The sequence below is a fragment of the Albimonas marina genome, from assembly GCF_029223255.1.
In the GTDB taxonomy this organism is placed as follows: domain Bacteria; phylum Pseudomonadota; class Alphaproteobacteria; order Rhodobacterales; family Rhodobacteraceae; genus Albimonas.
This window is the reverse complement of sequence record NZ_JARHUC010000003.1, coordinates 728,662-753,001: the sequence shown is the minus strand read 5'-3', so window position 1 is coordinate 753,001 and position 24,340 is coordinate 728,662. Positions and strand designations below refer to the sequence as shown.

Here is a 24,340-nt window from a genome sequence, read left to right as displayed (position 1 = left end):
CGTTCGTTCACGCAATCGGGATCAAACGAACACGAAATCGGAGGCGTCGAGATCGGCCTTGTCCACGTCCTCGAGGATCGCGAGCTTCACGCGGCCGTCCTTCAGCAGGACGTCGTCGCCCTTGCCGCGCAGCTTCAGGTCGTCGAACTCCGATGCGCCCGAGGCGATGGCCAGCGTGTCGAACCCGTCGGCGAAATCCTTCACCCGGTCGGGACCGCCCTTGCCGTCGAGCACGAACTGGTCCGCGCCCTCGCCGCCGATCAGCCGGTCGCGGCCCTTGCCGCCGTCGAGCCGGTCGTCGCCGGCGTCGCCGCGCACCAGGTCCTTGCCGCCGTCGCCGCGCAGGTCGTCGTCGCCGTCCCGGCCCAGCAGCTTGTCCTTGCCGCCCTTGCCCTTGAGCACGTCGTCGCCGGCCGCGCCCTCGAGCGTGTCCTTCTTCTTCGTGCCGACGAGGTTGCGGGGCTGGGGCTCCGGCTCGGTCCCGGCGAAGGGGATCGTCAGCGTCTCGACATAGGTGTTGAACTGGGCGTCGGTGACGCGGATCTGCACCTGGTTGTAGGCGTAGATGTCGGTCGGCGCGATCGCGGGATTGAAGCGCAGCTCGTCGCCCACGATCTCGAAGCGCAGGGCCTCGTAGGGGTCGACGAAGGAGAACACGAAGCTCTCGTCCGCGTCCGGGTCCACGGCCGAGAGCGTGCCGATGGTCTGGCCCTGCACGCCGGGCTCGATCGGGTCGCCGGTCAGCACGATGTCGGTGGGCGCGTTCCCCGCGGTCGTGCCGGAGGGGTCGAACCCCTGCCCCATGATCTGCACCACGGAGGCGGTCGGCGAATCCTCCCACACCGCGATGAAGTCGCCGCCCTCGAGCCAGGCGCCGTGGGCGCGCGACTGGAAGCCGGCGGACTCGCGGTGGATCGGGAACGCCTCGCCCTCGACCTCGCCGTCGGCGTCGAACTTCAGCGCGATCGCCTCCTGCTTGTCGGGGCCGAAGACGTCGCCGGAGGTCATCAGCACCAGGAAGCCGCCGTCGGGCGAGGGCACGATCTGGCTGGGATAGTTGTCGCCGTCGGGATCGGGATCGAAGGTCGCGTCCGTCAGCGCCGCGCCGTCGGCGCCGAACAGGCGCACGCGCAGCACGCTCGCGTCGCCGTCCTGGAACGAAAGCGCCACCACCGCGCGCCCGTCCGGCAGCACCTGGCCCAGGTAGTTGCCGAAGGAGTTCTCCGAGGCGATCAGCGGGGTCGAGGAGACCACCGCCCCGTCCGCGCCCAGCACGTGCAGCGTGGCGCTGCGCGAGGAGGCGCCGCCGGAGAGCTCGACGAAGGCCGCGCCGTCGCCGAGCGGGCTGAGGATGTTCTCCCCCCCGATCGACACGGCGGCCGCCCCGGTCGGCACGTCGGTCGCGCCCACCGTGTTGGTCTCGTCCACGATGGTCGCGACGATGCCCGAGGTCGGGCCGTAGATCACGCGCAGCACCGCCACCGACCCGTCGGAGAGCCCCGCGACGCCCACCGCGCCGGTCCCCTCGGAGACCTTGGCGTCGTCCGCCACCCGCGCGCCGGTCTTGTCGAAGCGCGCGACGAAGGAGCCGGGGTCCGAGGCCACGGTCACGTCGGTGTAGAGCACCGCGAAGCCGCCGTCGGCGGTGGCCGTTACGAGGAAGTCGGACTGGGAGCCGTCGAGATCGCCGGGGACCTCGAAGCTCGCCCCCCTGGGGTTGCGGTCGGCGTCGAAGATGCGCGCGATCAGCGTCTGGCCTTGGTCGGCGTCGACGTCGGGGCCGCGGAACCCGGCCCAGACCACGGCGAAATCGCCGTCGGCCAGCGCCACGATCTGCGGGCGATACTTGGCGTAGCCGCCGTCGGAGGTCAGGAAATCCGGCCCATCCCAGCTCGGTATGGTCATGCGTGCGTCCTGCCCCATCGGCGCGCTCTGCGGCGCGCGCTCCCGCTTTCCCCAACGGCCCTTCTGCGACAGGAAAGGGATTGTTGCAAGAACATGAACGCTGCGGCGGTGGAAACGCGTTCCGACACGTGACGGCCACGCGCGGCGCCGGGCGCGCGACGATGCGCGGCCCGGGGGCCGGATCGGATCGGGTTTCCGGGGGGCGCCAAGGCGCCCTGCCCCGCGCGCCTACTCGGCCACGCGCGGCAGGTTTTCTTCGGACGGGATCTCGGCGACGTCCTCGAAACGCTTGGCGAGACGGCCGAAATCTTCCGGATCGCCGCGCACGTCGAGGATCGTCGCCTCGTCGGTCGTCTCGGTCCGGTCGACGGTCATGTGGGCGTGGACCCAGGCGAGCGCCGCGCCGTTCTCGGAGGGCACGCGCAGGCGGCGCGGAAGCTCCCGCGCGCCCAGCCGCGCCTCGATGGCGGCGAGGAGGTCGGGGATCCCCTGCCCGGTCAGCGCAGAGCAGGCCACCGCCTCGGGGCGGCGGTCGGTCTCGTTGAGCATGGCGAGCCGCTGCGCGTCGGGCAGCCGGTCGACCTTGTTGCGCACCTCCAGCATCCCGGCGCGGCGGTCGTCGCCGACCCCCAGCGCCCCCAGCACGCGGGCCACGTCCTCGGCCTGGGCCTCGGCGTCCTCGTGGCTGACGTCGCGCACGTGCAGGATCAGGTCGGCCTCCAGCACCTCCTCCAGCGTGGCGCGGAAGGCCGCGACCAGCTGCGTGGGCAGGTTGGAGATGAAGCCCACCGTGTCCGACAGGATCGCCCGGCGGCCCGAGGGCAGCCGGATCTCGCGCATCGTGGGGTCGAGGGTCGCGAACAGCATGTCCTCGGCCATCACCTGCGCCTCGGTCAGGCGGTTGAACAGCGTGGACTTGCCGGCGTTGGTGTAGCCCACCAGCGCGATCACCGGATACGGGATCTTGCGGCGGGACTCGCGATGCAGCTCGCGGGTTTTCACCACCGTCTCAAGGCGTTTCTCAAGCTTCTTGATCCGCTCGCTCAGCGCGCGGCGGTCCGCCTCGATCTGGGTCTCGCCGGGTCCGCCGACAAAGCCGAGGCCGCCGCGCTGACGCTCGAGGTGGGTCCAGGACCGGACCAGGCGAGTCTTCTGGTAGTTCAGATGCGCCAGCTCGACCTGGAGCACGCCCTCTCGCGTCCGGGCGCGCTCGCCGAAGATCTCCAGGATCAGGCCGGTGCGGTCGAGGATCTTGACCTTCCAGGCCTTCTCCAGGTTGCGCTGCTGGACGGGGGAGACGGGGCCGTCGATGACGACCAGCTCCGTCTCCGTCTCCTTGAAGCGTTCGCCCAGCTCCTCGACCTTGCCGGAGCCGAAGAGATGGCCGGCGTCCGCCTTGGGCAGGCGGACGACGTCCGCGCCGACGACCTCGAGGTCGATGGCGGCGGCGAGGCCCACGGCTTCCTCCAGCGCCTGCTGAGGCAGGCGGAGGTCGTCCGTCGGGCGGTTGCGGATATCGGGATGCAGCACATGAGCGCGGGTCATCCCGCGCGCATTAAGCCTCTTCGCCGGGCTCGTAAAGGGAGATCGGCTGCGACGGCATCACGGTGGAGATCGCGTGCTTGTAGACGAGCTGGCTCTGCCCGTCCCGGCGCAGCAGCACGCAGAAATTGTCGAACCAGGTGATCACGCCCTGCAGCTTGACCCCGTTCACGAGGAAGATCGTGACCGGGACCTTGTTCTTGCGGATGTGATTGAGGAAGGCATCCTGCAGGTTCTGCTTGTCGGCCGCCATGTTTGCGTCCCCCTCTCATGGGGTTTCAGTTTTATGAGTCGGGCGCCCTTCGGCGCTCTTGGGTCGATGAAGGCAAGATGAGGGCGCGGCCTGCGAATTGAAAGTCCTTTTCGCGCGTGCGTCCGTTTGCTGCGGGTGCGAGATCAGGAGCGCCAGTAGGCCGGGTTGCACAGCGCCACGGCGGCCAGCACCTCGATCCGGCCCAGGATCATCGCGGCCATCATCACCGCGCGCGCGCCCTCGGAGGCCTGCTGGTAATCGTGGCCGGTGGCCAGCGGAAACAGCGGCCCGGTGTTCGACAGCGAGGCGACCGCGCCCGCCATCGCCGCGTCGAAATCCATGCCCGCCAGCGTCAGCGCCATCAGCGCCACGGCCAGCGCGGTCATGTAGAGCATGACGTAGACCCAGGCGTTCACGATCGCGTCGCGCGACAGCCGCCCGCCGGAGGTGCGCGCCGTGTCGACCCGCGAGGGGTGGCAGAGCCGGTCGAGCTCGCCCCCGCCATGGCGGTAGAGCGCATAGGCCCGAAACAGCTTCACGCCCCCCGCGGTGGTGGCCACGCCCCCGCCGAGGGTGGCGAGGCCCATCAGCATCAGCGAGGGCGCCTCGACCTGCGCCCAGGTCACCACGTCCGGCCAGTCGGCGGAGACGTAGCCCGAGGTGGAGATCATCCCCACCGAGGTCGCGAAGCCGCCCCACAGCGCGCGGCCGGCGTGGAAGGGGTTGTCGAAGATCTGGCTCGGCCCCGCCCCGACCCAGACGCCATGGGCGAAGAGCCAGGCCGTCGCCACGGCCACCGCGATCAGGAACAGCTGGATCTCGGGGTCGCGCCGCGCCTCGAGCCAGTTGCGCGCGGCGCCGGGGCCCGCGGTGGGGCCGCGCCGCCCGAAGGTCAGGCGCGAGATCGACAGGATCAGGAACAGCACCGCCACCACCTCGGCCATGCGGTTGCCCTGGGCCGCGAGCCCGCCCGCGAGCGGCGAGATGCCGGAGGTCGAGACGATGCCCATCGCGTGGCACAGGGCCACGAAGCTCGGCGTTCCCGCGGTGGCGAGCGCCGCAGCGGCGATGGCGGTCAGCGCGGCGTAGGCCGGCCCGATCGCCATCAGCGCGCGCATCGCGCGGCGTCCGCCCGGCCCCAGCGCCAGGATCCGGCCGACGCGCATCCGCGCCTCGCCCGCGGACGAGGCGCCGGGCAGGTCCAGCAACTCCCGCGGGGCGAGGATCGAGACGGCGCCCACCAGCGTCGCCAGCCCCCCGACCCAGCCCAGCATCGAGCGCCACAGGTGGATCGACGGCGGCGCCGAGAAGGGCGTGATCAGCGTGGCCCCGGTGGTGGTCAGGGACGAGGTCGCCTCGAAATAGGCCCCGGTCCAGCCCAGTTCCGGCAGGATCAGCGCGATGGGCGCGGCGGCGAAGACCGGCCCCGCGGCGAAGACGCCCAGCAGCGTCATCAGCTCGGCCCGCGCGTTCGCCCCCGACGCCCCGCGCCGCCAGGCCGCCGCCCCCAGCGCCGAGGCCGCCAGCATCACGAAGAGCGCCGCGTAGAAGAACAGCCGCGCCGAGCGCCAGTCCCGCTCCAGCCCCGCCGCCAGCGCGGGCAGCAGCATCATCGCCCCCAGCGCGAAGGCGAAGACCAGGAAGACGGGAAAGCCCCTCAGGCGCATGGCGGGCCTGCGCGGTTCAGAAGAAGTCGACCGAGACGCGGAACAGCTGCTCCACCTCCCGCACCACGTCGCGGCGCGCGAAGACCACCACGCGGTCATGCTCCTGGATCACGAGGTCGCCCGAGGGCATCTTGACCCCGTCGCGCGTCAGCACCGCGCCGACGATGGCGGATTCGGGAAAGCCCGCCGCCCGCAGCGGCTTGCCGGCGATGGGCGAGGTGGCGAGCACCTGCGCCTCGATCACCTCCGCCTCGGCGTCGCCCACCGCGTAGACCGCCCGCACCCGGCCCCGGCGCACGTGGCGCAGGATCGAGGAGACGGTGGTCGAGCGGGGCACCAGCAGGGCGTCGACGCCCAGGCTGTCCGAAAGCTCGGCGTAGGAGGGATCGTTCGACAGCGCGATCGCCGTCCGGCAGCCGGCCTTCTTGCCCCGCGCCGCGGCCAGCAGGTTGGTCTTGTCGTCGTCGGTCAGCGACAGGATCGCGTCGGCGTCGCGGACGTTCGCCTCCTCGAGCAGGATCGGGTCGAGGCCGTCGCCCAGCAGGACGATGGTGCGCTCCAGCTCCTCGGCCGCGCGCTCGGCGCGCACGCGGTTGCGGTCGATCATCTTCACGCGGGGGCGGCCCGGGTGTTTCTCAAGCATTCTGGCCACTTGCAGCCCGACGTTGCCGGCGCCCACGATCACCACACGCGCGACCTTGCGGCTTTCGCGACCGAACAGCGACAGGGTGCGGGTCACGTCCTCGGCCGCGGCCACGAAGTAGATGTCGTCGCCGGCAAACAGCGAGTCCTGCGGCGAGGCCACGTGAAGCTGCCCGTCGCGGCGGTAGGCGACCACGATGGCGCGCAGGGTCGAGAACAGCTCCGACAGCTGGCGCAGGGGCGTGTTCACCACCGGGCAGTCGTCCAGCAGCCGCGTGCCCACCAGCCGCACCTTCCCGTCGAGGAAGTTCTCGATGTCGAAGGCCTCGGGGTTCTCCAGCCGGCGCATGGCGACGCGCGCGACCTCGAGCTCCGGGCTGATCACCACGTCGATGGGCATGTGATCGCGCCGGAACAGGTCCGCCCAGCGGTTCTCGAGGTAGGACTGCGCGCGGATGCGGGCGATCTTCTGGGGCACCGAGAAGACCGAGTGCGCCACCTGGCAGGCCACCATGTTCACCTCGTCGGCGAAGGTGGCTGCAATCAACATGTCGGCGTCCTCGGCGCCCGCGCGCTCGAGCACGTCGGGATGGGAGGCGAATCCAACGATTCCATTGACATCGAAGGAGTCCGTCACACGCCGCACGAGCCCCGCGTCCTGGTCGACGATGGTGACGTCGTTGGCCTCGCGGCTGAGGTGGCGGGCGATCTGCGAGCCGACCTGGCCCGCGCCGCAGATGATGATCTTCATGGGATCTCCGTCCCCGCAGGTCGTCGCCTGCACGCCGGGGCGGAGGATGCGACGGCGCCCGCGCGGTGTCAAACGGGGACCGGGCGGCAGGCCCCGCGGCACGGGGCGGCGCCGGCCGGGGCGCGCGCGCCCCCTGCCCCGTCCGGTGGCCGTGGCCGGGCTCAGTCCAGCGGCGTCTCGGTCAGCGGGATCAGGCGGCTGTCGGCGACGGCGGCGGTCCGGTGCGGCAGGGCGGCGGCGATGCGCGGATCCTGCGCGTGGGCGAGGAACGCCTCGAGACTCGCCTGGCGCACCAGCATCGCGCGGTCCCACCGCTCCCCCTCCGGCCCGATCAGGGCGGGGTGGGCGCGGGCGAGCAGCGTCAGCTCCCCCCCGCTCTCGCGCAGCAGGGGGAGCGTCTCGCGCACGTAGCGCTCGAAGGCCGCGACGCCCGAGATCGGGGTCTCGGGGGCGAGGTCGGGGGTCTCGGAATAGTCCGCCACCTCCCGCAGCCGCAGCAGGTTCAGCATCAGGGCCGCACCCGGCGGCGGGTCGGCCATCAGCGCGCGCACGGCGGTTGGGGAGACGTCCCGATGGCCCGCCGGCTGGCGCAGCCCCGGGGCGGCGAGGCGGCGGGCGTGCTCGGCGAGGTCCGCGGGCCAGGCGGCGAGCCGGGCGGCGAAGCCCTCGGCGTCGCCGGCGTAGAGGGCGCGGGCGGCCTCCTCGAAGCCCGGCAGGTCGCCGCCGGCCGCGGACATGAAGCGCCAGGCGGCGTCACGGGCGTCCTTGGGGGCCTCGGCGCGGCGCGCGGCCTCGACCAGGCGGCGGATCGCGGCCGAGGCGCCGCCCCGCCCCGTCAGCCAGTCCCAGTGCCGCGGCAGCAGCGTGACCTCGCGCGCCACCACGCCCAGCTTCGGGCGGCCGCGCCCGCGGGGACGGGGCGCGGTCTCGGCCGGATCGGCGTGGCGGGCGCGGACGTCGGCCTCGGTCCCGCGCAGGTCGAGGTCGATCTGGCGGCCCTGCGGATCGAAGACCAGCGCCCCCGGCGCGGGCGAGGCGTGCAGCGCCGCCGCCACCTCGGCCAGCGATCCGCGCGCCAGCAGGCGGGGGCCGAGGAAGGCGGCGTGGAGGGGGGCGGGATCGGTCATGGCTCGGGGTCCGGTGCGGGGACGGCGGGGGGGCGTCGCGGACCCATTGCCATCGGGCGGCGGTCATGTCAATTAAACCCGGGTTTAATTCGAGGAGCCGGTCATGAAGACGTCGGATCGCAAGGCGGCCATGGCCGCGTGGAAGGAAAGCAAGCGCCGCCCGGGCGTATGGCTCGTGCGCTGCGAGGCGACGGGCGAGGCCTGGGTGGGGGCGGGCCGCGACCTCGTCGCCGCGCGCAATCGCTTCGACTTTTCAATGCGCCAGGGCTCGCCCCTGCATCCCGACATGAAGTCCGCGCTCGCGGCCCATGGAGGCCAGGCCTTCACCTTCGAGGAGGTCGAGTCGCTGGAGAAGATCGAGGAGATCGCCCTGCCCCGCGAGCTCAAGGATCGCCGCGCCGCCGCCGCGGAACGGCTGGGGGCGCGGGCGATCTGAGGCGGGGCCGCGCCGAAGGGCCGCTTGAGGAACGCCGGACATCTATCTGACTTCCCACCGAATTCCGGGATCGACCCAGCGACCGCGGAACTTTCTTCAGCCCCTCCGAAGCCTGCTGACACGATGCTGTCAGCAGGCGGGGCGCAGGGTGCGCAGCAAGGGAGGCGGATGGCCGCCCCCATCTTCGCAAGGACCCTGAGCATGATCCTGCATCTGCATCCGTTCTCTCAGAATTCCCGCCGGGTCGAGGCCCTGCTGAACTGCGCCGGCGTCGTCTGCGAGCGTCGCGTGGTGGACCTGATGAAGGGCGACCACCGGCGGCCGGAGTTCCTGGCCCTGAACCCCAACGGCCAGATCCCGGTGCTGGAGGACGACGGGCTGGTGCTGGCCGAGTCCATGGCGATCCTGCGCCACATCTGCCGCTCCCGCGGGCTGGAAGACTGGCATCCCGGGGATCCGGCGCGTCATGCGCAGGTCGACCAGTGGCTCGACTGGATCCAGTGCCGCATCGCCCGGCCCACGAGCCTGGTGTTCTTCAACACCATCGTCGCCGACCCGATCGAGAACGCTGCCCTGATCGCCGAAGGCAGGCGCCTGCTGGCCGACCTCGTCCCGATCCTCGAAGCGGCGCTGAGCGGGCGGGAGTGGCTGGTGGGCGAGGGGCCGACGATCGCCGACCTCGCGCTCGTGACCGGCTTCCAGAACCTGGCCTTCATCGACGCCCGTCCCTCGGCGCCGGCGCTCGACGCCTGGTTCGACCGGGTCAACGCCCTGCCCGGCGTGCGCGCCGCCCTGCCCGAGCCCTTCGCGCAGCGCATGGGCCTGGCGGCGGCCGCCTGAGGAGAACCGCGAGGGCGGGCCTGCCCGCCCTCGCAAAACACCGCGGGGGCGGGTCCGCCCGCCCGCGTCGAGGTCGAGGGGGGCGGGCGAGCCCGCCCCCGGGGCGATCAATCCTCGAACTCGTCCTCGTCCCCGTCGCCCTCTCCGGCGATGGCGACGCGGGCGCCGCCGCGGGTGACGGTGGCGACGCCCAGGCTCTTGAGCTTGCGGTGCAGGGCCGATCGCTCCATCCCCACGAAGGCGGCGGTGCGGGAGATGTTGCCGCCGAAGCGGTTGATCTGGGCGATCAGGTAGTCCCGCTCGAACAGCTCGCGCGCCTCGCGCAGCGGCAGGGTCGCCATGGCGGGCGAGAGCACCGCGCCCCCCTCGGCCGGATCGCCCGCGGTCAGGGGCAGCTCGTCGGGCGAGATCTCGCCCGTGCCCCCGCCCAGGATCAGCACCTGCTCCATCACGTTGCGCAGCTGGCGCACGTTGCCGGGCCAGTTCTGCGTCTGCAGCAGCGCCGCCGCGTCGGGCGAGAGCTTGCGCAGCGGCAGGCCTTCGGTCTTCGCCAGCCGGGCGAGGAAGTGGTTGGCCAGCACCGGGATGTCCTCGCGAAGCGCGGCCAGCGACGGCGTCTCCAGCGGCACGACCGAGAGGCGGTGGAACAGGTCCTCGCGGAAGCGCCCCGCCTGGATCAGCGATTGCAGGTCGCGCGTGGTGGCCGAGATCACCCGCACGTCGGTCTGCACCATGTCCGAGCCGCCGACGCGGGCGAACTTCTGGTCGACCAGCACGCGCAGGATCTTCGACTGGGCCCCCGCCGGCATCTCGGCCACCTCGTCGAGGAAGAGCGTGCCGCCCGAGGCCTTCTCGAACAGGCCCGGCACCACGGCGCCGTCCTCCCGCTCGCGGCCGAACAGGGTCTCCTCCATCTTCGCGGGCTCGATGTTGGCGGCGTTCAGCACCACGAAGGGCGCGCGGGCGCGGTCGGAATGGGTGTGGATGTAGCGCGCCGCCACCTCCTTGCCCGAGCCCGGCGGGCCCGAGAGCAGGACGCGCGACGCGGTGCGCGCCACCCGGTCGAGCTTCTGGCGCAGCGCCGCGATGGCGTGGGAGGAGCCGATGATCTCGGCCTGCGCGCGATCCGCCTCCTGCAACGAGGCGATCTCCCGGCGCAGGCGCGAGGCCTCGAGCGCGCGGGTCGAGACCAGCATCAGCTGGTCGGTGGTGAAGGGCTTCTCGATGAAGTCGTAGGCGCCCTGCTTCACCGCCGCGACCGCGATCTCGATGTTGCCGTGGCCGGAGATGATGACCACGGGGATGTCGGGCTGGTTGCGCCGCACGGTCTTGAGGATCTCGATCCCGTCCATCCGGCTGCCCTGCAGCCAGATGTCGAGGATGATCAGGTCGGGGCGCGCCACCTCGACCGCCTTCAGCGCGCCGTCGGCGTCGGAGGCGGTGCGGGTGGCGTGGCCTTCGTCCTCCAGGATGTCGGCGACCAGCTCGCGGATGTCGGCCTCGTCGTCCACCACCAGAATGTCAGCCATCGGTCGGGCCTCCTGCCTCGGTCTCGGTCGCGCCGGGCTTCGCCGGCGTCTGTTTCTGGGTCGTCGCGTCGCCGCCGCCGCCGCGCTTGCCGGCGAGCGGCAGGCGGATCACGGCCATGGCCCCGCGCGGCGCGTCGGCGGGCGCGTCGGGATCGAACGGCGCATCGTCGAGCGCGAAGGTTCCGCCATGTTCCTCGGCGATCTTCTTGACGATTGCGAGGCCGAGGCCCGTGCCCTTGTCGCGGGTGGTGACGTAGGGCTCCAGCAGCCGGGCGCGGCCCGTCTCGGGAAGGCCCACGCCGTTGTCGATCACCCGGATCTCGGCGGTCTCGGCGTCGCGGCGAAGCTGGGCGATCACCCGGCCCGGGGGCTCGGGCCGGTCGGCCAGCCGCGCCTCGACCGCCTCGCCCGCGTTCTTGAGCAGGTTGGTCAGCGCCTGGCTCAGCATCGCGCGGTCGCAGCGCAGCGGCAGCGGCTCGTCCGCCCCCTCCGCCTCGAAGCGCACGGGGCCGCCGGCCTCGGCCTGCAGCAGCACCGCCTCGCTCACGATCCCGGCGAGGTCGTCGCGCGCCAGCTCCGGCGCGGGCATGCGGGCGAATTTCGAGAACTCGTCCACCATGCGCCGGATGTCGCCGGCCTGGCGCACGATCATGTCGGCGTAGCTGTCGAAGCGTTCCCGGTCGCGCCCGGTCAACCCGTCGGCGAACTTCTTCTTCAGGCGCTCGGCCGAGAGCTGGATGGGGGTCAGCGGGTTCTTGATCTCGTGGGCGATGCGCCGCGCGATGTCGCCCCAGGCGGCCATGCGCTGGGCGGTCACCAGCTCGGTCAGGTCGTCGAAGGTCAGCACGAAGATCTCGGCGTCGCCCTCGGGCGCGATGCGCGAGACGCGGGCGAGGAAGTCGCGCTCGGTCCCGTCGACGCGGGCGTGGATGCGCTCGGTCGTCTGACCGCCGCGCCGTTCCCGCGACTGGGAGAGGAGGCCCTCGAACATCGGCGCGACCTCGGCCAGCGTGCGGCCCGCGGCCTCGGCCGGGGTGACGCCCAGCATCCGTGCGCCGGCCTCGTTCAGCAGCTCCACCCGCCCCTCGGAGTCGAGGCGCGCGACCCCCGCGGTGACGCCCGCGAGCACGGTCGAGGAGAAGCGGCGCCGGCGCTCCGTCTCCTGGTTCACGGCGACGAGCGCGTCGCGCTGGGCCTTCACCTGCTCGGTCATGCGGTTGAAGATGCGGGCGAGCACCGCGATCTCGTCGTCGCCCCGCTCCTCGCGCACGCGCACGTCGAGGTCGCCCGCGCCCACCCGCTCGGCCGCGCCGGCGAGGCGGCCGATGGGCCGCGCGAGCCGTTCGGCGAAGTAGAGCCCGGCCCAGATCGCGGCCAGCGTCACCACCAGCGCGAAGCCCACGTAGAGGATCGCGAATTCCAGCAGGATCGAGTTCCGCTGGCCTTCCAGCGCCTCGTAGAGGCGCACGGTGTCCTGGGTTTCGTCGAGCAATCTCAGGACGTTGCCGTCCACGTTGCGGCCGACGTAGAGGTAATAGTCGACGAAGCCCTTCAGCGCGACCAGGGCGCGGACCTCGGATTCGTTCTCGTCCGAGATCACCACCACCTGCCCCTCGCGGGCGCGGGCCATCTGCTCGGCCGTCGGCGGGGTGAAGTTGAAGAGGTAGGAGAATTCGCCCCGCGCGCGCAGCTCCATCGAGCCGTCGAAGATGTAGGCCTCGGGGATCTCGCGCAGGTAGGCCTGGGCGCGCAGCATGTCGCCCAGCTGGGCGTCGTTGACCATGCGCGCGGCCTCGGAGGCGAGGTCCCCGGCGATGGCCAGCGCCTCGCCCCGGATGCGGCGGCGGTGCTCGTCCTCGTAGCTCTCGGCGACCTCGAGCGAGTTGCGCACCACCGAGCCGATCTGGTTCGAGAACCAGCCCTCGATGCCGAAGGAGACGGTCAGCGTGGCGAAGACCGCGACCAGGATGGTCGGGGCCAGCGCCATCGCCGCGAAGACGCCGGTCAGCCGCAGGTGCAGCCGCGAGCCGGCCGAGCGGGCGCGTCGCGCCGAGATCAGCGCGGCCACCCGCCAGGCGACCAGCCCCGCGATGACGAGGATGTAGACGAGATCGAGCAGGAAGACGCCGCGCAGCACCTCCTGCCGCACGGGGCCCCGCTCGCCCCCCGACAGGGCCCAGCCGGTGACGACGGCCAGCAGCGGGCCGAGCGCCGCCACCGCCAGCGTCAGGCGGGCCCGGGTTCGACGCGAGAGCTCTCCGCGTAGCGCGACGGAGGGGAGCGACGCCAACGCCTCTGCGGCGGATCTGGCGGCGCGGATCGTGCGCTGGGTCACAAGGCCTCCCCGGTTGCGACGGCGCCGCGCCCGGGGCTGCGACCCGCGCGCGGCGACCTCGCGCAGCCGTCGGAACCCCCTCCGTCCCGGAAGCGCGCGGGCGGCGGACCTGTCGGACCGCCGCCGGTCACTGTTGCAAACTTACATCAATGTCTTGCCGCGCGTGACAGGAATGTCAAGCTCCCGGATCTTCTTGCGCAGGGTGTTGCGGTTGATGCCCAGCAGGTCCGCGGCGCGAAGCTGGTTGCCCCGGGTGGCCGAGAGCGTCAGCGCGATCAGCGGCAGCTCCACCTCCCGCAGGATCCGGTCGTAGAGGCCCGGAGGCGGCAGCGCGTCGCCGTGGAGCTGGAAATAGGCGCGCAGATGCGCCTCGACCGAGGCGCCCAGCGACGCCCCCCGCTCCATCTCCGGCGCAGCGGCGGAGGGACGCGCCGCCAGCTCCCGCTCCACGTCCGCCAGCGTGATCACCTCGTCGGCGCACAGCGCCGCGAGCCGCTTCATCAGGTTCTCCAGCTCGCGCACGTTGCCGGGCCAGGACTGGGCCTTCAGCACCTCGACCGCGTCGTTGGCGATGGACTTGCGCGGCAGACCCTCGGTCTCGGCCTTGCGCAGGAAGGCGCGGGCGAGGTCGGGGATGTCCTCGGTCCGGTCGCGCAGCGGCGGCAGTCGGATGGGCACGACGTTGAGGCGGTAGAACAGGTCCTCGCGGAACGAGCCCTCGTTGATCAGGGAGCGCAGGTCCTGGTGGGTCGCCGCGATCACACGCACGTCGGCCTTGATCGGCGTGCGCCCGCCGATGCGGGTGAACTGGCCGTCCTGCAGGACGCGCAGCAGGCGGGTCTGGGCGTCGAGCGGCATGTCCCCGATCTCGTCGAGGAACAGCGTGCCGCCGGCCGCGGCCTCGAACTTGCCGGCCGCCCGCTCGGTCGCGCCGGTGAAGGCGCCCTTCTCGTGGCCGAACAGCTCCGCCTCGATCAGGTCGCGGGGGATGGCGGCCATGTTGACGGCGATGAAGGGACCCTGCTTGCGCCAGCCGAAGCTGTGCAAAGCGCGGGCCACCAGTTCCTTGCCGGTGCCGCTCTCGCCGTTGATCATCACCGTCAGGTCGGTGTTCATCAGGCGGGCCATGATCCGGTAGACCTCCTGCATCGCAGGGGATCGCCCGATGATCGGCAGGCCCTCGTCGCGCGGCGCGTCGGCGGCGGGGGTGGGCTTCTTCACCCCCTCCAGCGCGCGGTCCACGTGCTCGAGCACCTGGCGCAGGTCGAAGGGCTTGGGCAGGTATTCGTAGGCCCCGACCTCGGCCGCGCGGATCGCGGTCAGCATCGTGTTCTGCGCCGACATGACGATCACCGGCAGGTCGGGCCGCTTCTTGCGGATCGCCGGCAGCAGGTCCAGCGCGTCGCCGTCGGGCATCATCACGTCGGTGACGATCAGGTCGCCCTCGCCGTCCTCGACCCAGCGCCAGAGCGTCGAGGCGGAGCCGGTCGAGCGCACCCGCGCGCCGGCCCGCGACAGGGCCTGCGACAGGACGGTGCGGATCGCGCGGTCGTCGTCGGCGACGAGGATGGTGCCGTTCATGCGGCCGGTCATGCCGTCTTCTCCTTTCGGCGCCGGGGCGCGGGTTTCTTCTTCTTCACCTCGGGGTCGGACCACACCGGCAGCAGCACGCGGAACGTGGTCCAGCCGGGATCGGATTCGCACTCGATGACGCCGCCATGGTCGGCCACGAGCTTGGAGACCATCGCCAGCCCCAGCCCCGAGCCGGTAGCCTTGGAGGTGACGAAGGGCTCGAAGATGTCGCGCTTGAGCTGCTCGGGCACGCCCGAGCCGTTGTCCGAGATCGAGACCTGCAGCGGCAGCGACTCGGTCCCCCCGCCCGCCACGGCCATGCGGATGCCCGGGCGGTAGGAGGTGCGGATGGTGATCATGCCGCCCACTTCGGGCGTCGCCTCGGCGGCGTTCTTCAGCAGGTTCTGGAACACCTGCATCAGCAGGTCCGCGTCGCCCGCGGTGGGGGGCAGCGAGGGGTCGTATTCCTCGACGAAGCGCACGTGGCGCGCGAAGCCCGCCGCCGCGGAGCGCTTGGCGCGGTCGAGCACGTCGTGGATGTTCACCGGATCGCGCGGCGCGGGGCGGCTGTCGCCGAAGAGCTCCACCTTGTTGAGCAGCGAGGCGATGCGCTCGGCCTCCTCGCGGATCAGGTCGGTGAGCTCGGTCTCCTCGTCGCCGAGCTGCATCGCCAGCAGCTGCGCCGCGCCGGAGATGCCGGCCAGCGGGTTCTTGATCTCGTGCGCCAGCATCGCCGCCATGCCCGAGACCGAGCGCGCGGCGGCCCGGTGGCTGAGCGTGCGGTCCATCTTCTCTGCGATCGACTGGGGCTGGATCATCACCAGCACCTGCCCCGCGTCGTCGGAGACGAGGCTCACGTACAGGTCCACGATCCGCGGCGCGCGGTCGGTGGCCGACAGCTCCATCTGGTGCTCGGCGAGGCTGACCGAGCCATGGCGCACCTGCCCGACCAGGTCCGCGACCCGCGAGGCGGGGCCGAACATCGTCTCCAGCGAGCGCCCGGCAAGCGAGCGGGAGGACATGCCGAAGAACACCTCGGCGGCGGAGTTGGCGTCCTGCACGCGGTCCTCGGGGTCCAGAACCAGCGCGGCGAAGGGCACGGCGTTCCAGATGGCGGGGCAGGACGTGGCTGGGATCTCGGGCATCTGGGAACCGTATGTCAGGCCGGGGGGCGGGGCGGCGGGCGGCGGAGCGGAACGGGTCAGGCGGCGCGGGCCCCGGGGGGCGCGGCCTCGGCGAGGCCCTGCGGCAGGTCGGCGAGGCCGGCGAGCGTCGCCAGCACCCGCTCGGGATCGGTCTCGCGCAGCAGGGCGGGGCGCAGCGCCTGCGCGCCCTCGATCCCCTCCAGCCGCCAGTCGAGGTGCTTGCGCGCGCAGCGCAGCCCCACGTCGCGGCCGTAGAAGCGCAGCATGTCGCGATAGTGCTCGATCAGGCTCCCGGCCTGGTCGGCGAGGCTGGGCGTCGCGGGGACCGGCCGTCCTGCGAGCGCCGCGGCGATCTGGGCGGGCAGCCAGGGCCGGCCGCGCGCCGCGCGCCCCACCATCACCCCCGCCGCGCCCGACAGGCGCAGCGCCTCGGCCGCGGTGGCGGCGTCGACCACGTCGCCGTTGACGACGACGGGGATCGAGACCGCCTCGACCACGCGGCGCACCGCCGCCCAGTCGGCGGCGCCCTTGTAGAACTGGCAGCGGGTGCGGCCGTGGACGGTGACCATCGCCACCCCCGCCGCCTCGGCCCGGCGGGCGATGTCGGGCGCGTTCAGGCAGCCGTCGTCCCAGCCCAGCCGCATCTTGACGGTGACCGGGACCGAGACCGCTGCGACCGTCGCCTCGATCAGGCGCAGGGCATGGTCGGGCTCGCGCATCAGGGCCGAGCCGGACTGGCCGCCGGTGACCTTGCGCGCGGGGCAGCCCATGTTGATGTCGATGACCGGCGCGCCCTGCCCCTCGGCGTAGCGGGCGGCCTCGGCGATCCATTCGGGGTCGCGGGCGGCGAGCTGCACCGCGGTCGCGCCCAGCGCGCCGTCGATCTCGGCCTTGGCCCGCGCGCGCGCGTCGCCTTGCGCCGCCTCGCGGGAGGCGATCATCTCCGACACCATCAGGCCGGGGGCGTTCTCGCCCGATCCGTCCGCGCCGTCGCCGAACCGCGCGACCTGCCTGCGGAACGGCAAATCGGTGATTCCTGCCATCGGCGCGAGCAGAACCGGATTTCGCAACGCCAGTTTGCCTATCGCGAAGGACACCTGCCCATTCCTTATGCAGCTCGGGCAAGGGATATCTCCGCCCCTTGCGGGACGCAAGGCCGCGTGCCACCCATCGCCCCGCCGGGCCCGTGTTTTCCACGCGCAAGGCGTGAACCCGCCCGATCCCCGGGCGCCCGGGGGCCCGACGCCCCCCGAACGTTGCTCGCCGGAGGCGCCGCCGCCCGTGTCCGACCCGTCCCCGCCGCCCGTCCCGCGCGATGATTCCTCGCCCGGCCCGATCCACGTCCTGGTGGTCGCGGCGGGCCGCGGCACGCGGGCCGGACCGGGCGGACCCAAGCAGTATCGCCGCCTCGGGGGCGAGACGGTGCTGCGCCGCACCCTGGCCGCCGTCGCCGCCTGGCCCGGGGTCGCGCCGGCGCGGATCCGGGTGGCGATCCACCCCGACGACGCCGAGGCCTACGCCGAGGCCGCCCGCGGCCTGCCCCTCGGCGCCCCCGTCCCCGGCGGCGCCACCCGGCAGGAGAGCGTGCGCCTGGGCCTCGAGGCGCTGGCGGCCGAGGGCGCGACGGGCGCGGTCCTGATCCACGACGCCGCCCGCCCCTTCGCCGACGCGGCCCTCGCCGGCCGGGTGCTGGACGCGCTTGCCCGCGGCGCCGCGGGCGCCTGCCCGGCCCTGCCGGTGGTCGACACCCTGCGCCGCGGCGCGCCGGGGGGCCTCGCGGGCGAGGGGGTGGAGCGCGCGGGCCTGCTGCGCGCCCAGACCCCGCAGGGCTTCGCGCTGGAGGCGATCCTCGCCGCCCACCGCGCGGCGCGGGGCCGGGAGATGACGGACGACGTGGCGGTCGCGCAGGCCGCGGGACAGGAGGTCGAGATGGTCGACGGCGACGAGGCGAACCTGAAGCTCACCACGCCTGCGGATTTCGCCCGCGCCGAGACCTGGCTGCGCGCCGCGGCCCCCGCGACCGAGACGCGCGTGGGGACCGGCTTCGACGTCCACGCCTTCGCCCCCGGCGACAGCCTGTGGCTGTGCGGGATCGAGATCCCGTTCGACCGCACCCTCTCGGGCCATTCCGACGCCGACGTGGGCATGCACGCCCTGACCGACGCGATCTTCGGCGCGCTCGCCGAGGGCGACATCGGCCGCTGGTTCCCGCCCTCCGACCCGCAGTGGAAGGGCGCGGCCTCCAAGATCTTCCTGCGCAAGGCGATGGAGCGGGTGGCCGCCCGCGGGGGGCGCCTGGTCAACGCCGACGTCACGCTGATTTGCGAGGCGCCAAAGATCGGCCCCCATTCGGCCCAGATGCAGGCGCGCCTTGCGTTCATCATGAACGTTCCGCCCGAGCGCGTTTCGGTGAAGGCCACCACCACCGAGCGTCTCGGGTTCCCCGGTCGGGGCGAGGGGATCGCGGCGCAGGCCGTCGCCTCGCTCGCCCTGCCCGCTCCCTGACCCGTCTGCCCGGAGGATATGGACGCATGATCACCGCCCGTTTCGCGACCCTCTTCGGCCTGGGCGAGGCGACGCCGGCGGCGCCGGGCACGGTGGGCTCGCTGGTCGCGCTGCCGGTGGGGTGGCTTCTGCACTGGGCGGGGGGCTTCCCGCTGTTCGCCTTCGGGCTGATCGTGGCGATCGCGCTGGGCTACACGTCCATCGACCGCTACCTCGCCATCCATGGCGAGGACGAGGACCCGGGCGAGGTGATCGCCGACGAGCTCGCCGGCCAGCTCCTCGCGCTCGCGCCGCTGTCGCTGGGCCTGTTCCTGGCCGGCGCGCCCGCGCATGTGTTTCCCTGGCCGGGCTGGGTCGGGGCCTTCGTGCTGTTCCGCCTGTTCGACATCCTCAAGCCGCCGCCGGTCTCGACGGCCGAGCGTCTGCCCGGCGCCACGGGCGTGATGGCCGACGACCTCGTCGCGGGCCTGCTCGCCGCCATCGTGGTCACCGTCTCCGCCGCCGTCGCCCACGGCTGGCTCGCCTGAGCCCGCTCGCCTCCAGGCGCCCCAGCGCAACGCCGGAGGCCCGCGCGAAGCGCCTGTTCCCCGGAGCCGTCCGTCGCTGATGCCGATCAGAGCGAGTCGCCGGGAGGGGTCCAGGATCGCGCAGCGACCCCCGAAGGGGGCTTGTCCTTGACCCCTCCCGGCGACTCGCTCAGGCATCAACAGCGACGGACGGATCCGGGGGACAGGCGCGGCCCTGTTCCCGGGTGAGCTCCCGAAGCGGCCCCGCGCGCAGCGCGCAAGCCGAGCGAGCCCCGCCTCGCGAGGCCCTCGCCCCATGCGCCCCGCCCGCCCCGCGCCGCGGGCCGAACGCCCCCCGCGGGCGCGACGCCCGACGCGGCGCCGCCTCCAGCCCGGGCCGGCGCCCTCAGGCCGCCTCGTCCGCCTCCTGCTGACGCCGCCACAGCTGCGCATAGCGTCCGTTGCGCGCCAGCAGCTCCCCATGCGTCCCGGTCTCGGCCACGCGCCCTTCCTCGAGCACCACGATCCGGTCCGCCGCCGCCACCGTCGACAGCCGGTGCGCGATGACCAGCACCGTGCGGTCGCGCGAGAGCCGCTCGAGGCTGTCCTGGATCTCCCGCTCGGTCTGGGTGTCGAGGGCCGAGGTCGCCTCGTCCAGCAGCAGGATCCGCGGGTTCTTGAGGATCGCGCGGGCGATCGCCACCCGCTGCTTCTCCCCGCCCGAGAGCTTCAAGCCCCGCTCGCCCACCACCGTCTCATAGCCCTTGGGCAGCGCCTCGATGAAGTCGTGGATGCGCGCGGCCTTCGCGGCCTCCACCACCTCGGCCTGCGAGGCGCCCTCGCGCCCGTAGGCGATGTTGTAGCCGATGGTGTCGTTGAACAGGACCGTGTCCTGGGGCACCACGCCCACCGCCTCGCGCAGCGAGACCTGGGTCACGTCGCGCACGTCCTGCCCGTCGATGGTCACCCGGCCCGACTGCACGTCGTAGAAGCGGAACAGCAGCCGCCCCAGCGTCGACTTGCCCGAGCCGGTGGCCCCGACCACGGCCACCGTCTCGCCGCCCGCGCCCTCGATGGTCACGCCCTTCAGGATCGGGCGGTCGGGCTCATAGGCGAAATGCACGTCCTCGAAGGCGAAGCGCCCGTCGCCCCGGCGCAGCGCCGGCGCGCCGGGCTTGTCGGAGACCTCGGGCGGCTGGTCGATCAGGCGGAACATCTCGGCCATGTCGACCAGCGCCTGGCGGATCTCGCGGTAGACGGTGCCCAGGAACCCCAGCGGCATGGTGATCTGGATGATGTAGGCGTTGACCATCACGAAGTCGCCGACCGTCAGCGTGCCCGCCTGCACGCCCTGCGCGGCCATCGCCATCACCGCCACCAGCCCCAGCGAGATGATCGTCGCCTGCCCCGCGTTCAGCGCGGCGAGCGAGGTGGCGGTCTTCACCGCCGCATCCTCGTAGGCGGCCATCGAGCGGTCGTAGCGCTCGGCCTCGCGCGCCTCGGCGCCGAAGTATTTCACCGTCTCGAAGTTCAGCAGGCTGTCGATGGCCTTCTGGGTGGCGGCCTGGTCCTCGTGGTTCATCTTGCGCCGGATGCGCACCCGCCACTCGGTCACCGCGAAGGTGTAGGCGATGTAGGCCACGATCATCGCCACCACGACCGCGAAATAGCGCCAGTCGAAGGCGAGCAGGAAGATCACCGCCACCAGCGCCAGCTCGATCACCAGCGGCACCAGGCTGAACAGCAGGAAGCGCAGCAGGAAGTCGACCGCCTTCACGCCCCGGTCGATGACCCGGCTCAGCGAGCCGGTCTGGCGGGAGATGTGGTAGCGCAGGCTCAGCGCGTGGACATGGCGGAAGGTGGTCAGCGCCATCTTGCGCAGCGCCCGCTGGCCCACGCGCGCGAAGACCGCGTCGCGCAGCTGCTGGAAGCCCGCCCCCGTCAGGCGCATCACCCCGTAGGCGACGACCAGCGCCACCGGCCCCGCGGCGATCAGGATCGCGAGGTTGCCCGTGCCGCCCCCCTGCCCCGCGCCCGCCTCGGGCGCGAGCGCGTCGACGGCGGCCTTGTAGAACCAGGGCGTGGCGACGGTCGCGGCCTTGGCCAGCGCCAGCAGCGCCAGCGCGATCAGCACGCGGCGCTTGGCCCAGCCCTCGCCCTCAGGCCACAGCCACGGGGCCACGCGGGAGAGGATGCGCAGGTCGCCGTCGGCGCCCTCCAGCGCATCGGGGGCGCCGACGGGCGGGGTACGGATGCGTTTCATGAAGCTCCTGGGTCCTGGCGGGCGCGCCTCGCGCAGGCCGGGGGGCGCGCGGGCGGCGGGCTTGGGCGGGAGGCCCGCGGCGGCCCCGGTTGCGGGGCGCGCGGGCGCGGAGGCGGGGCGCGGGAGGGCCGCCGCGGTCGTCCCCGCCTCGGCGCGCAGGCTCTAGCGGGGCGGCGGCGTCTCTCCCGAGGGCAGGTCGAAGACCTGGCCGGGATAGATCAGGTCGGGGTCGCGGATGCGGTCCCGGTTCGCCCCATAGATTAGGGCGTAGCGCGTCCCGCTTCCATAGCGCGCCTGCGCGATGGCCCACAGGCTGTGGCCCGGCTGGACCACCACCTGCCCCGGCTGGGCGGCCAGCGCCTCGGGCGGCTCGCGCAGGAAGGGGGATTCGATGCGGCTGGCGACGCGGCCCCGCTCGTCGACCTCGTCGACCCTGAGCGTGTAATGTCCCGGCCGCCGCAGGCCGGCGAGGGTGATGCGCCAGGCGCCGTCCTCGCCCACGGCGGCGTCCGCCTGGTGGCGGTCGTCGGCGTAGATGCGCGCCGTGCGCCCCGCCGCTCCGCGCCCGGCCAGGTGCACGTCGCCCCGCTCGGTATAGGTCAGCGCGTCGAGCGTGACGCCCCGCGCCGGCCCCAGCCGCTCGGGATCGAGGACCGAGACCTCGCCGGTCGAGGAGGTCTTGAGCAGCACCGGCGGCGCGGGTTCCAGCGCCGCGGCCTGCTGCGTCGCCTCACCCGCCGCGTCGCCCTGCCCGGCGGGTTCGGCCGAGGCTTCGGCGATCTGCGGCGCCTGCGACGCGTCCGGGGTTCCAGCCGCGGGCGCGTCGGCGAACTCGCCCTCGGCGGGGGCCTCCGTCCGGGTCGGAGCGGGGGGCGGCGCGGGACCGGGCGCGGCGGGGGCGCCGGGGCGCGGCGCGCCCGCCTGCGGCGCCTCCAGCGGCGCGACCGAGGCGATGGTCGCGCCCGGCGCGGCCGCGGCGGGCAGGATCAGGACGCTGTCGGCCGAGAGCGTCTCGGGCCGCCCCGGCAGGCGGGCGGCGAGCGTCAGCTCCTGCGCCACGGCCGCGGGGGCGGCCTCGGGCCCCGCCTGGGTCTCGGCCCGGGGCGCGGTCTCGGCGAAGAGCACGAACTGGCCCGTGGCGTCGGCGACGGCCTCGCCGATCACGGCGCCGTTCAGCCGCGCCTCGACCGTCGCGCCCGGCGCGGCGCGGCCGGCGACCAGGGCGGCGCCGTCGGGCTCGACCCGCACCACGTCGAAGCGGGGCGCGTCGGGGGAGGCCGCCTCGGCCACGCTCGTCCCGGCCTCCGGCGCGGAGGGCGCATCGGCGTCGGCGGCGGGGGCGGCTTCGGGTGCGGGGGTCTCGGGCGCGGAGGCGCCGGGCGTCGTCGCGGGCGGCCGGCCCGGGATCGCCGCCACGGGGGCGGCGCCGGGCGAGGCGTCGGGCCCGCCTCCGGGCGCGGAGGGTCCCTTCGGGCCGATCCAGCCGGTCAGCGCCAGCGCGCCCGCGCCGAGCGCCAGCGCGGCGACGACGGTCGCGATCCGCATCGGGGCCCTCGATTCGGCCATCGTTTTCCCTTGCCCCGCCTCGCTTTCCCTCCCATTAGCATGCCTCCCGACGCGCCCCCGCGCAATTCATGTCCGTTTCATGGCGCCGGGCCCGCGCGCAGCCATCCGCCGCGCCGCCCGCCGACGCCCCATCGCGACGCCTCGCCCCGCGATCTTCGAAAGGAGCTCCCATGACCGCCTCCGCCGCCCGCGCCCATCCCTACAGCGTCTGCGTCTACTGCGGCTCCCGCCACGGGGCGCGCGAGAGCTATCGCGCCGCGGCCGAGGCGGTGGGCCGGGGACTGGCCGCGCGGGGCATTCGGCTGGTCTACGGGGCGGGCGACGTGGGCCTGATGGGCGAGGTCGCGCGCGCGGCCGGCGAGGCCGGCGGCCAGACCTTCGGCGTGATCCCCCGCCACCTCGAGGCGCTGGAGGTCGGGCGGCGCGAGCTGACCTCCTACGTGGTCACCGAGACCATGCACGAGCGCAAGAAGGTGATGCTGATGAACTCCGACGCCGTGGTCGCCCTTCCCGGCGGCGCCGGCACGCTGGACGAGCTGTTCGAGGCGCTGACCTGGCGCCAGCTCGGCCTGCACGACAAGCCGGTGCTGCTGCTGAACACCGAGGGCTACTGGGATCCGCTGCTGGCGCTGATCGAGCATGTGGTGGCCGAGGGCATGGCGGGCGAGAGCTTCCTCGACCTCTACGAGACCGTGCCCGACGCCACCGCCCTGCTCGCGCGGCTGGAGGCGCTGGCGGAGGGCTGACGCCACCCGCACCGCGCGTCCCGGCTCCGGGCCGGGACGTCGGAGCCCGGACGCGCGAAAGGCCCCGCCCGGGGGGCGAGGCCTTCGCTTGCGGGCCCGAGGGCCCGGACCGGGTCGGCGCCTCAGAGCTTGGCGGCCACGTATTCCCAGTTCACCAGGTTATCCAGGAAGTTCTGGAGGTAGACCGGGCGCTTGTTGCGGAAGTCGATGTAGTAGGAATGCTCCCACACGTCGCAGCCCAGCAGCGCGGTCTGGCCGAAGCACAGCGGGTTCACGCCGTTTTCGGTCTTGGTGACCTTCAGCGAGCCGTCCTTGTCCTTGACCAGCCACGCCCAGCCCGAGCCGAACTGGCCGGCGCCGGCGGCGGAGAACTCCTTCTTGAAGTCGTCGACCGAGCCGAAGGCCTCCTTGAGGGCCTTCTCGACCTCGGAGGGCATCGCCATCTTCGGCGCCATCATCTGCCAGAACTCGGTGTGGTTCCAGTGCTGGGAGGCGTTGTTGAAGATCCCCGACTGGGCGACCGCGCCGGACTGGTAGGTGCCCTTCACGATCTCCTCGACCGACTTGTCGGCCCACTCGGTGTCCTTGATCAGGTTGTTGCCGTTGTCGACATAGGCCTTGTGGTGGATGTCGTGGTGGAACTCCAGCGTCTCCTTCGACATGCCGGCGTCGGCCAGCGCGTCGTGGGCGTAGGGCAGCGGGGGAAGTTCGAAGGCCATGGAAAGCTCCCGGTCGTATCTCGCGTCGAATGCCGGAGACGCGCGTGCGCCCCGGTGGGCGGCGGGGGCCGCCCGGCGTTTCTGAGAGCGGCTCCGCGCCCGGAAAGGGCGCGTCGGTTTCCGCTCGACACCACACATAGCCCCCGACCGGCAGGCCTTAAAGGGCGTCCTGCAAGATGGAAGCGCGCTTCGTGCCGCGGCGCCGCGACGACGGGCGCGAAGGTAGGCGCAAGGGCGGGCTGGAGGACGGGCGCATGGTCGTTCGCCAGCAGCCGCGCCGGGCGGACGCTC

19 protein-coding genes are annotated in these 24,340 nt (G+C 73.1%); 5 read left to right on the top strand and 14 right to left on the bottom strand.

Annotated features, from left to right (window positions below; translation table 11 throughout):
- Nucleotides 1-21 precede the first annotated feature (21 nt).
- The 6 genes from P2H44_RS11125 to P2H44_RS11100 form a co-directional block, all read right to left on the bottom strand.
- Nucleotides 22-1,905, bottom strand: coding sequence for a hypothetical protein (locus P2H44_RS11125; RefSeq protein ID WP_275763593.1), 1,884 nt, complete (start codon nt 1,903-1,905; stop codon nt 22-24).
- Between the two features lie 228 nt (nt 1,906-2,133).
- Nucleotides 2,134-3,450 (bottom strand): GTPase HflX, encoded by a 1,317-nt coding sequence (hflX, locus tag P2H44_RS11120; RefSeq protein ID WP_275763592.1) that lies wholly within the window; start codon nt 3,448-3,450, stop codon nt 2,134-2,136.
- Between the two features lie 10 nt (nt 3,451-3,460).
- The gene (gene hfq, locus P2H44_RS11115) at nt 3,461-3,700 is read right to left on the bottom strand and encodes an RNA chaperone Hfq (RefSeq protein WP_275763591.1); all 240 of its coding nucleotides are present in this window, start codon (nt 3,698-3,700) and stop codon (nt 3,461-3,463) included.
- Between the two features lie 143 nt (nt 3,701-3,843).
- Nucleotides 3,844-5,367: a potassium transporter TrkG gene (locus tag P2H44_RS11110; protein ID WP_275763590.1), complete on the bottom strand. Its 1,524-nt coding sequence runs from the start codon at nt 5,365-5,367 to the stop codon at nt 3,844-3,846.
- Between the two features lie 16 nt (nt 5,368-5,383).
- Nucleotides 5,384-6,760, bottom strand: coding sequence for a Trk system potassium transporter TrkA (gene trkA, locus P2H44_RS11105; protein ID WP_275763589.1), 1,377 nt, complete (start codon nt 6,758-6,760; stop codon nt 5,384-5,386).
- 161 nt (nt 6,761-6,921) lie between these two features.
- Nucleotides 6,922-7,887: a DUF2239 family protein gene (locus P2H44_RS11100; protein WP_275763588.1), complete on the bottom strand. Its 966-nt coding sequence runs from the start codon at nt 7,885-7,887 to the stop codon at nt 6,922-6,924.
- Nucleotides 7,888-7,990: 103 nt separating this feature from the next.
- Here P2H44_RS11100 and P2H44_RS11095 point away from each other — a divergent pair, with 103 nt between their 5' ends.
- Nucleotides 7,991-8,323 (top strand): GIY-YIG nuclease family protein, encoded by a 333-nt coding sequence (locus P2H44_RS11095; RefSeq protein ID WP_275763587.1) that lies wholly within the window; start codon nt 7,991-7,993, stop codon nt 8,321-8,323.
- Between the two features lie 201 nt (nt 8,324-8,524).
- Nucleotides 8,525-9,163, top strand: coding sequence for a glutathione S-transferase family protein (locus P2H44_RS11090; RefSeq protein ID WP_275763586.1), 639 nt, complete (start codon nt 8,525-8,527; stop codon nt 9,161-9,163).
- Between the two features lie 107 nt (nt 9,164-9,270).
- On the opposite strand, the gene ntrX is transcribed toward P2H44_RS11090, so the two are convergent.
- The 5 genes from ntrX to dusB all read right to left on the bottom strand — a co-directional run bounded on the left by ntrX (nt 9,271) and on the right by dusB (nt 16,841).
- Nucleotides 9,271-10,692 (bottom strand): nitrogen assimilation response regulator NtrX, encoded by a 1,422-nt coding sequence (gene ntrX, locus P2H44_RS11085; protein WP_275763585.1) that lies wholly within the window; start codon nt 10,690-10,692, stop codon nt 9,271-9,273.
- Nucleotides 10,685-13,027, bottom strand: a complete 2,343-nt coding sequence (locus P2H44_RS11080) for a sensor histidine kinase NtrY-like (protein WP_275763584.1) — start codon at nt 13,025-13,027, stop codon at nt 10,685-10,687. Before P2H44_RS11080 ends, ntrX begins: the two co-directional genes overlap by 8 nt.
- Before the next feature lie 141 nt (nt 13,028-13,168).
- A complete protein-coding gene (gene ntrC, locus P2H44_RS11075) occupies nt 13,169-14,620 on the bottom strand; it encodes a nitrogen regulation protein NR(I) (protein ID WP_462976281.1) in 1,452 nt (483 codons plus the stop codon).
- On the bottom strand, nt 14,617-15,744 hold the full coding sequence (locus P2H44_RS11070) for a two-component system sensor histidine kinase NtrB (protein WP_275763583.1): 1,128 nt from the start codon (nt 15,742-15,744) through the stop codon (nt 14,617-14,619). The genes ntrC and P2H44_RS11070 overlap by 4 nt, the downstream gene beginning before the upstream one ends.
- A 56-nt stretch (nt 15,745-15,800) precedes the next feature.
- On the bottom strand, nt 15,801-16,841 hold the full coding sequence (dusB, locus tag P2H44_RS11065; protein ID WP_275763582.1) for a tRNA dihydrouridine synthase DusB: 1,041 nt from the start codon (nt 16,839-16,841) through the stop codon (nt 15,801-15,803).
- 184 nt (nt 16,842-17,025) lie between these two features.
- Here dusB and P2H44_RS11060 point away from each other — a divergent pair, with 184 nt between their 5' ends.
- Both P2H44_RS11060 and P2H44_RS11055 read left to right on the top strand, forming a co-directional pair.
- On the top strand, nt 17,026-18,249 hold the full coding sequence (locus P2H44_RS11060) for a bifunctional 2-C-methyl-D-erythritol 4-phosphate cytidylyltransferase/2-C-methyl-D-erythritol 2,4-cyclodiphosphate synthase (RefSeq protein ID WP_345798991.1): 1,224 nt from the start codon (nt 17,026-17,028) through the stop codon (nt 18,247-18,249).
- A 26-nt stretch (nt 18,250-18,275) separates the two neighbouring features.
- On the top strand, nt 18,276-18,776 hold the full coding sequence (locus P2H44_RS11055; protein ID WP_275763581.1) for a phosphatidylglycerophosphatase A family protein: 501 nt from the start codon (nt 18,276-18,278) through the stop codon (nt 18,774-18,776).
- 385 nt (nt 18,777-19,161) lie between these two features.
- Here P2H44_RS11055 and P2H44_RS11050 read toward each other — a convergent pair whose 3' ends face one another.
- A complete protein-coding gene (locus P2H44_RS11050) occupies nt 19,162-21,018 on the bottom strand; it encodes an ABCB family ABC transporter ATP-binding protein/permease (protein ID WP_275763579.1) in 1,857 nt (618 codons plus the stop codon).
- Nucleotides 21,019-21,180: 162 nt separating this feature from the next.
- Nucleotides 21,181-22,563: a LysM peptidoglycan-binding domain-containing protein gene (locus tag P2H44_RS11045; protein ID WP_275763578.1), complete on the bottom strand. Its 1,383-nt coding sequence runs from the start codon at nt 22,561-22,563 to the stop codon at nt 21,181-21,183.
- Nucleotides 22,564-22,754: 191 nt separating this feature from the next.
- On the opposite strand from P2H44_RS11045, the gene P2H44_RS11040 reads away from it, so the two are divergent.
- Nucleotides 22,755-23,330: an LOG family protein gene (locus P2H44_RS11040; RefSeq protein WP_275763577.1), complete on the top strand. Its 576-nt coding sequence runs from the start codon at nt 22,755-22,757 to the stop codon at nt 23,328-23,330.
- A 122-nt stretch (nt 23,331-23,452) separates the two neighbouring features.
- Here the strand turns inward: P2H44_RS11040 and P2H44_RS11035 are convergent, their stop codons facing one another.
- Nucleotides 23,453-24,049: a superoxide dismutase gene (locus P2H44_RS11035; RefSeq protein WP_275763576.1), complete on the bottom strand. Its 597-nt coding sequence runs from the start codon at nt 24,047-24,049 to the stop codon at nt 23,453-23,455.
- Nucleotides 24,050-24,340: the final 291 nt, after the last annotated feature.

Coding starts and splice junctions, on each gene's coding strand:
- P2H44_RS11125 (WP_275763593.1), bottom strand. CDS start 1,905: ATGACCATACCGAGCTGGGATGGGCCGGATTTCCTGACCTCCGACGGC.
- hflX (WP_275763592.1), bottom strand. CDS start 3,450: ATGACCCGCGCTCATGTGCTGCATCCCGATATCCGCAACCGCCCGACG.
- hfq (WP_275763591.1), bottom strand. CDS start 3,700: ATGGCGGCCGACAAGCAGAACCTGCAGGATGCCTTCCTCAATCACATC.
- P2H44_RS11110 (WP_275763590.1), bottom strand. CDS start 5,367: ATGCGCCTGAGGGGCTTTCCCGTCTTCCTGGTCTTCGCCTTCGCGCTG.
- trkA (WP_275763589.1), bottom strand. CDS start 6,760: ATGAAGATCATCATCTGCGGCGCGGGCCAGGTCGGCTCGCAGATCGCC.
- P2H44_RS11100 (WP_275763588.1), bottom strand. CDS start 7,887: ATGACCGATCCCGCCCCCCTCCACGCCGCCTTCCTCGGCCCCCGCCTG.
- P2H44_RS11095 (WP_275763587.1), top strand. CDS start 7,991: ATGAAGACGTCGGATCGCAAGGCGGCCATGGCCGCGTGGAAGGAAAGC.
- P2H44_RS11090 (WP_275763586.1), top strand. CDS start 8,525: ATGATCCTGCATCTGCATCCGTTCTCTCAGAATTCCCGCCGGGTCGAG.
- ntrX (WP_275763585.1), bottom strand. CDS start 10,692: ATGGCTGACATTCTGGTGGTGGACGACGAGGCCGACATCCGCGAGCTG.
- ntrC (WP_462976281.1), bottom strand. CDS start 14,620: ATGACCGGCCGCATGAACGGCACCATCCTCGTCGCCGACGACGACCGC.
- P2H44_RS11070 (WP_275763583.1), bottom strand. CDS start 15,744: ATGCCCGAGATCCCAGCCACGTCCTGCCCCGCCATCTGGAACGCCGTG.
- P2H44_RS11055 (WP_275763581.1), top strand. CDS start 18,276: ATGATCACCGCCCGTTTCGCGACCCTCTTCGGCCTGGGCGAGGCGACG.
- P2H44_RS11050 (WP_275763579.1), bottom strand. CDS start 21,018: ATGAAACGCATCCGTACCCCGCCCGTCGGCGCCCCCGATGCGCTGGAG.
- P2H44_RS11045 (WP_275763578.1), bottom strand. CDS start 22,563: ATGCGGATCGCGACCGTCGTCGCCGCGCTGGCGCTCGGCGCGGGCGCG.
- P2H44_RS11040 (WP_275763577.1), top strand. CDS start 22,755: ATGACCGCCTCCGCCGCCCGCGCCCATCCCTACAGCGTCTGCGTCTAC.
- P2H44_RS11035 (WP_275763576.1), bottom strand. CDS start 24,049: ATGGCCTTCGAACTTCCCCCGCTGCCCTACGCCCACGACGCGCTGGCC.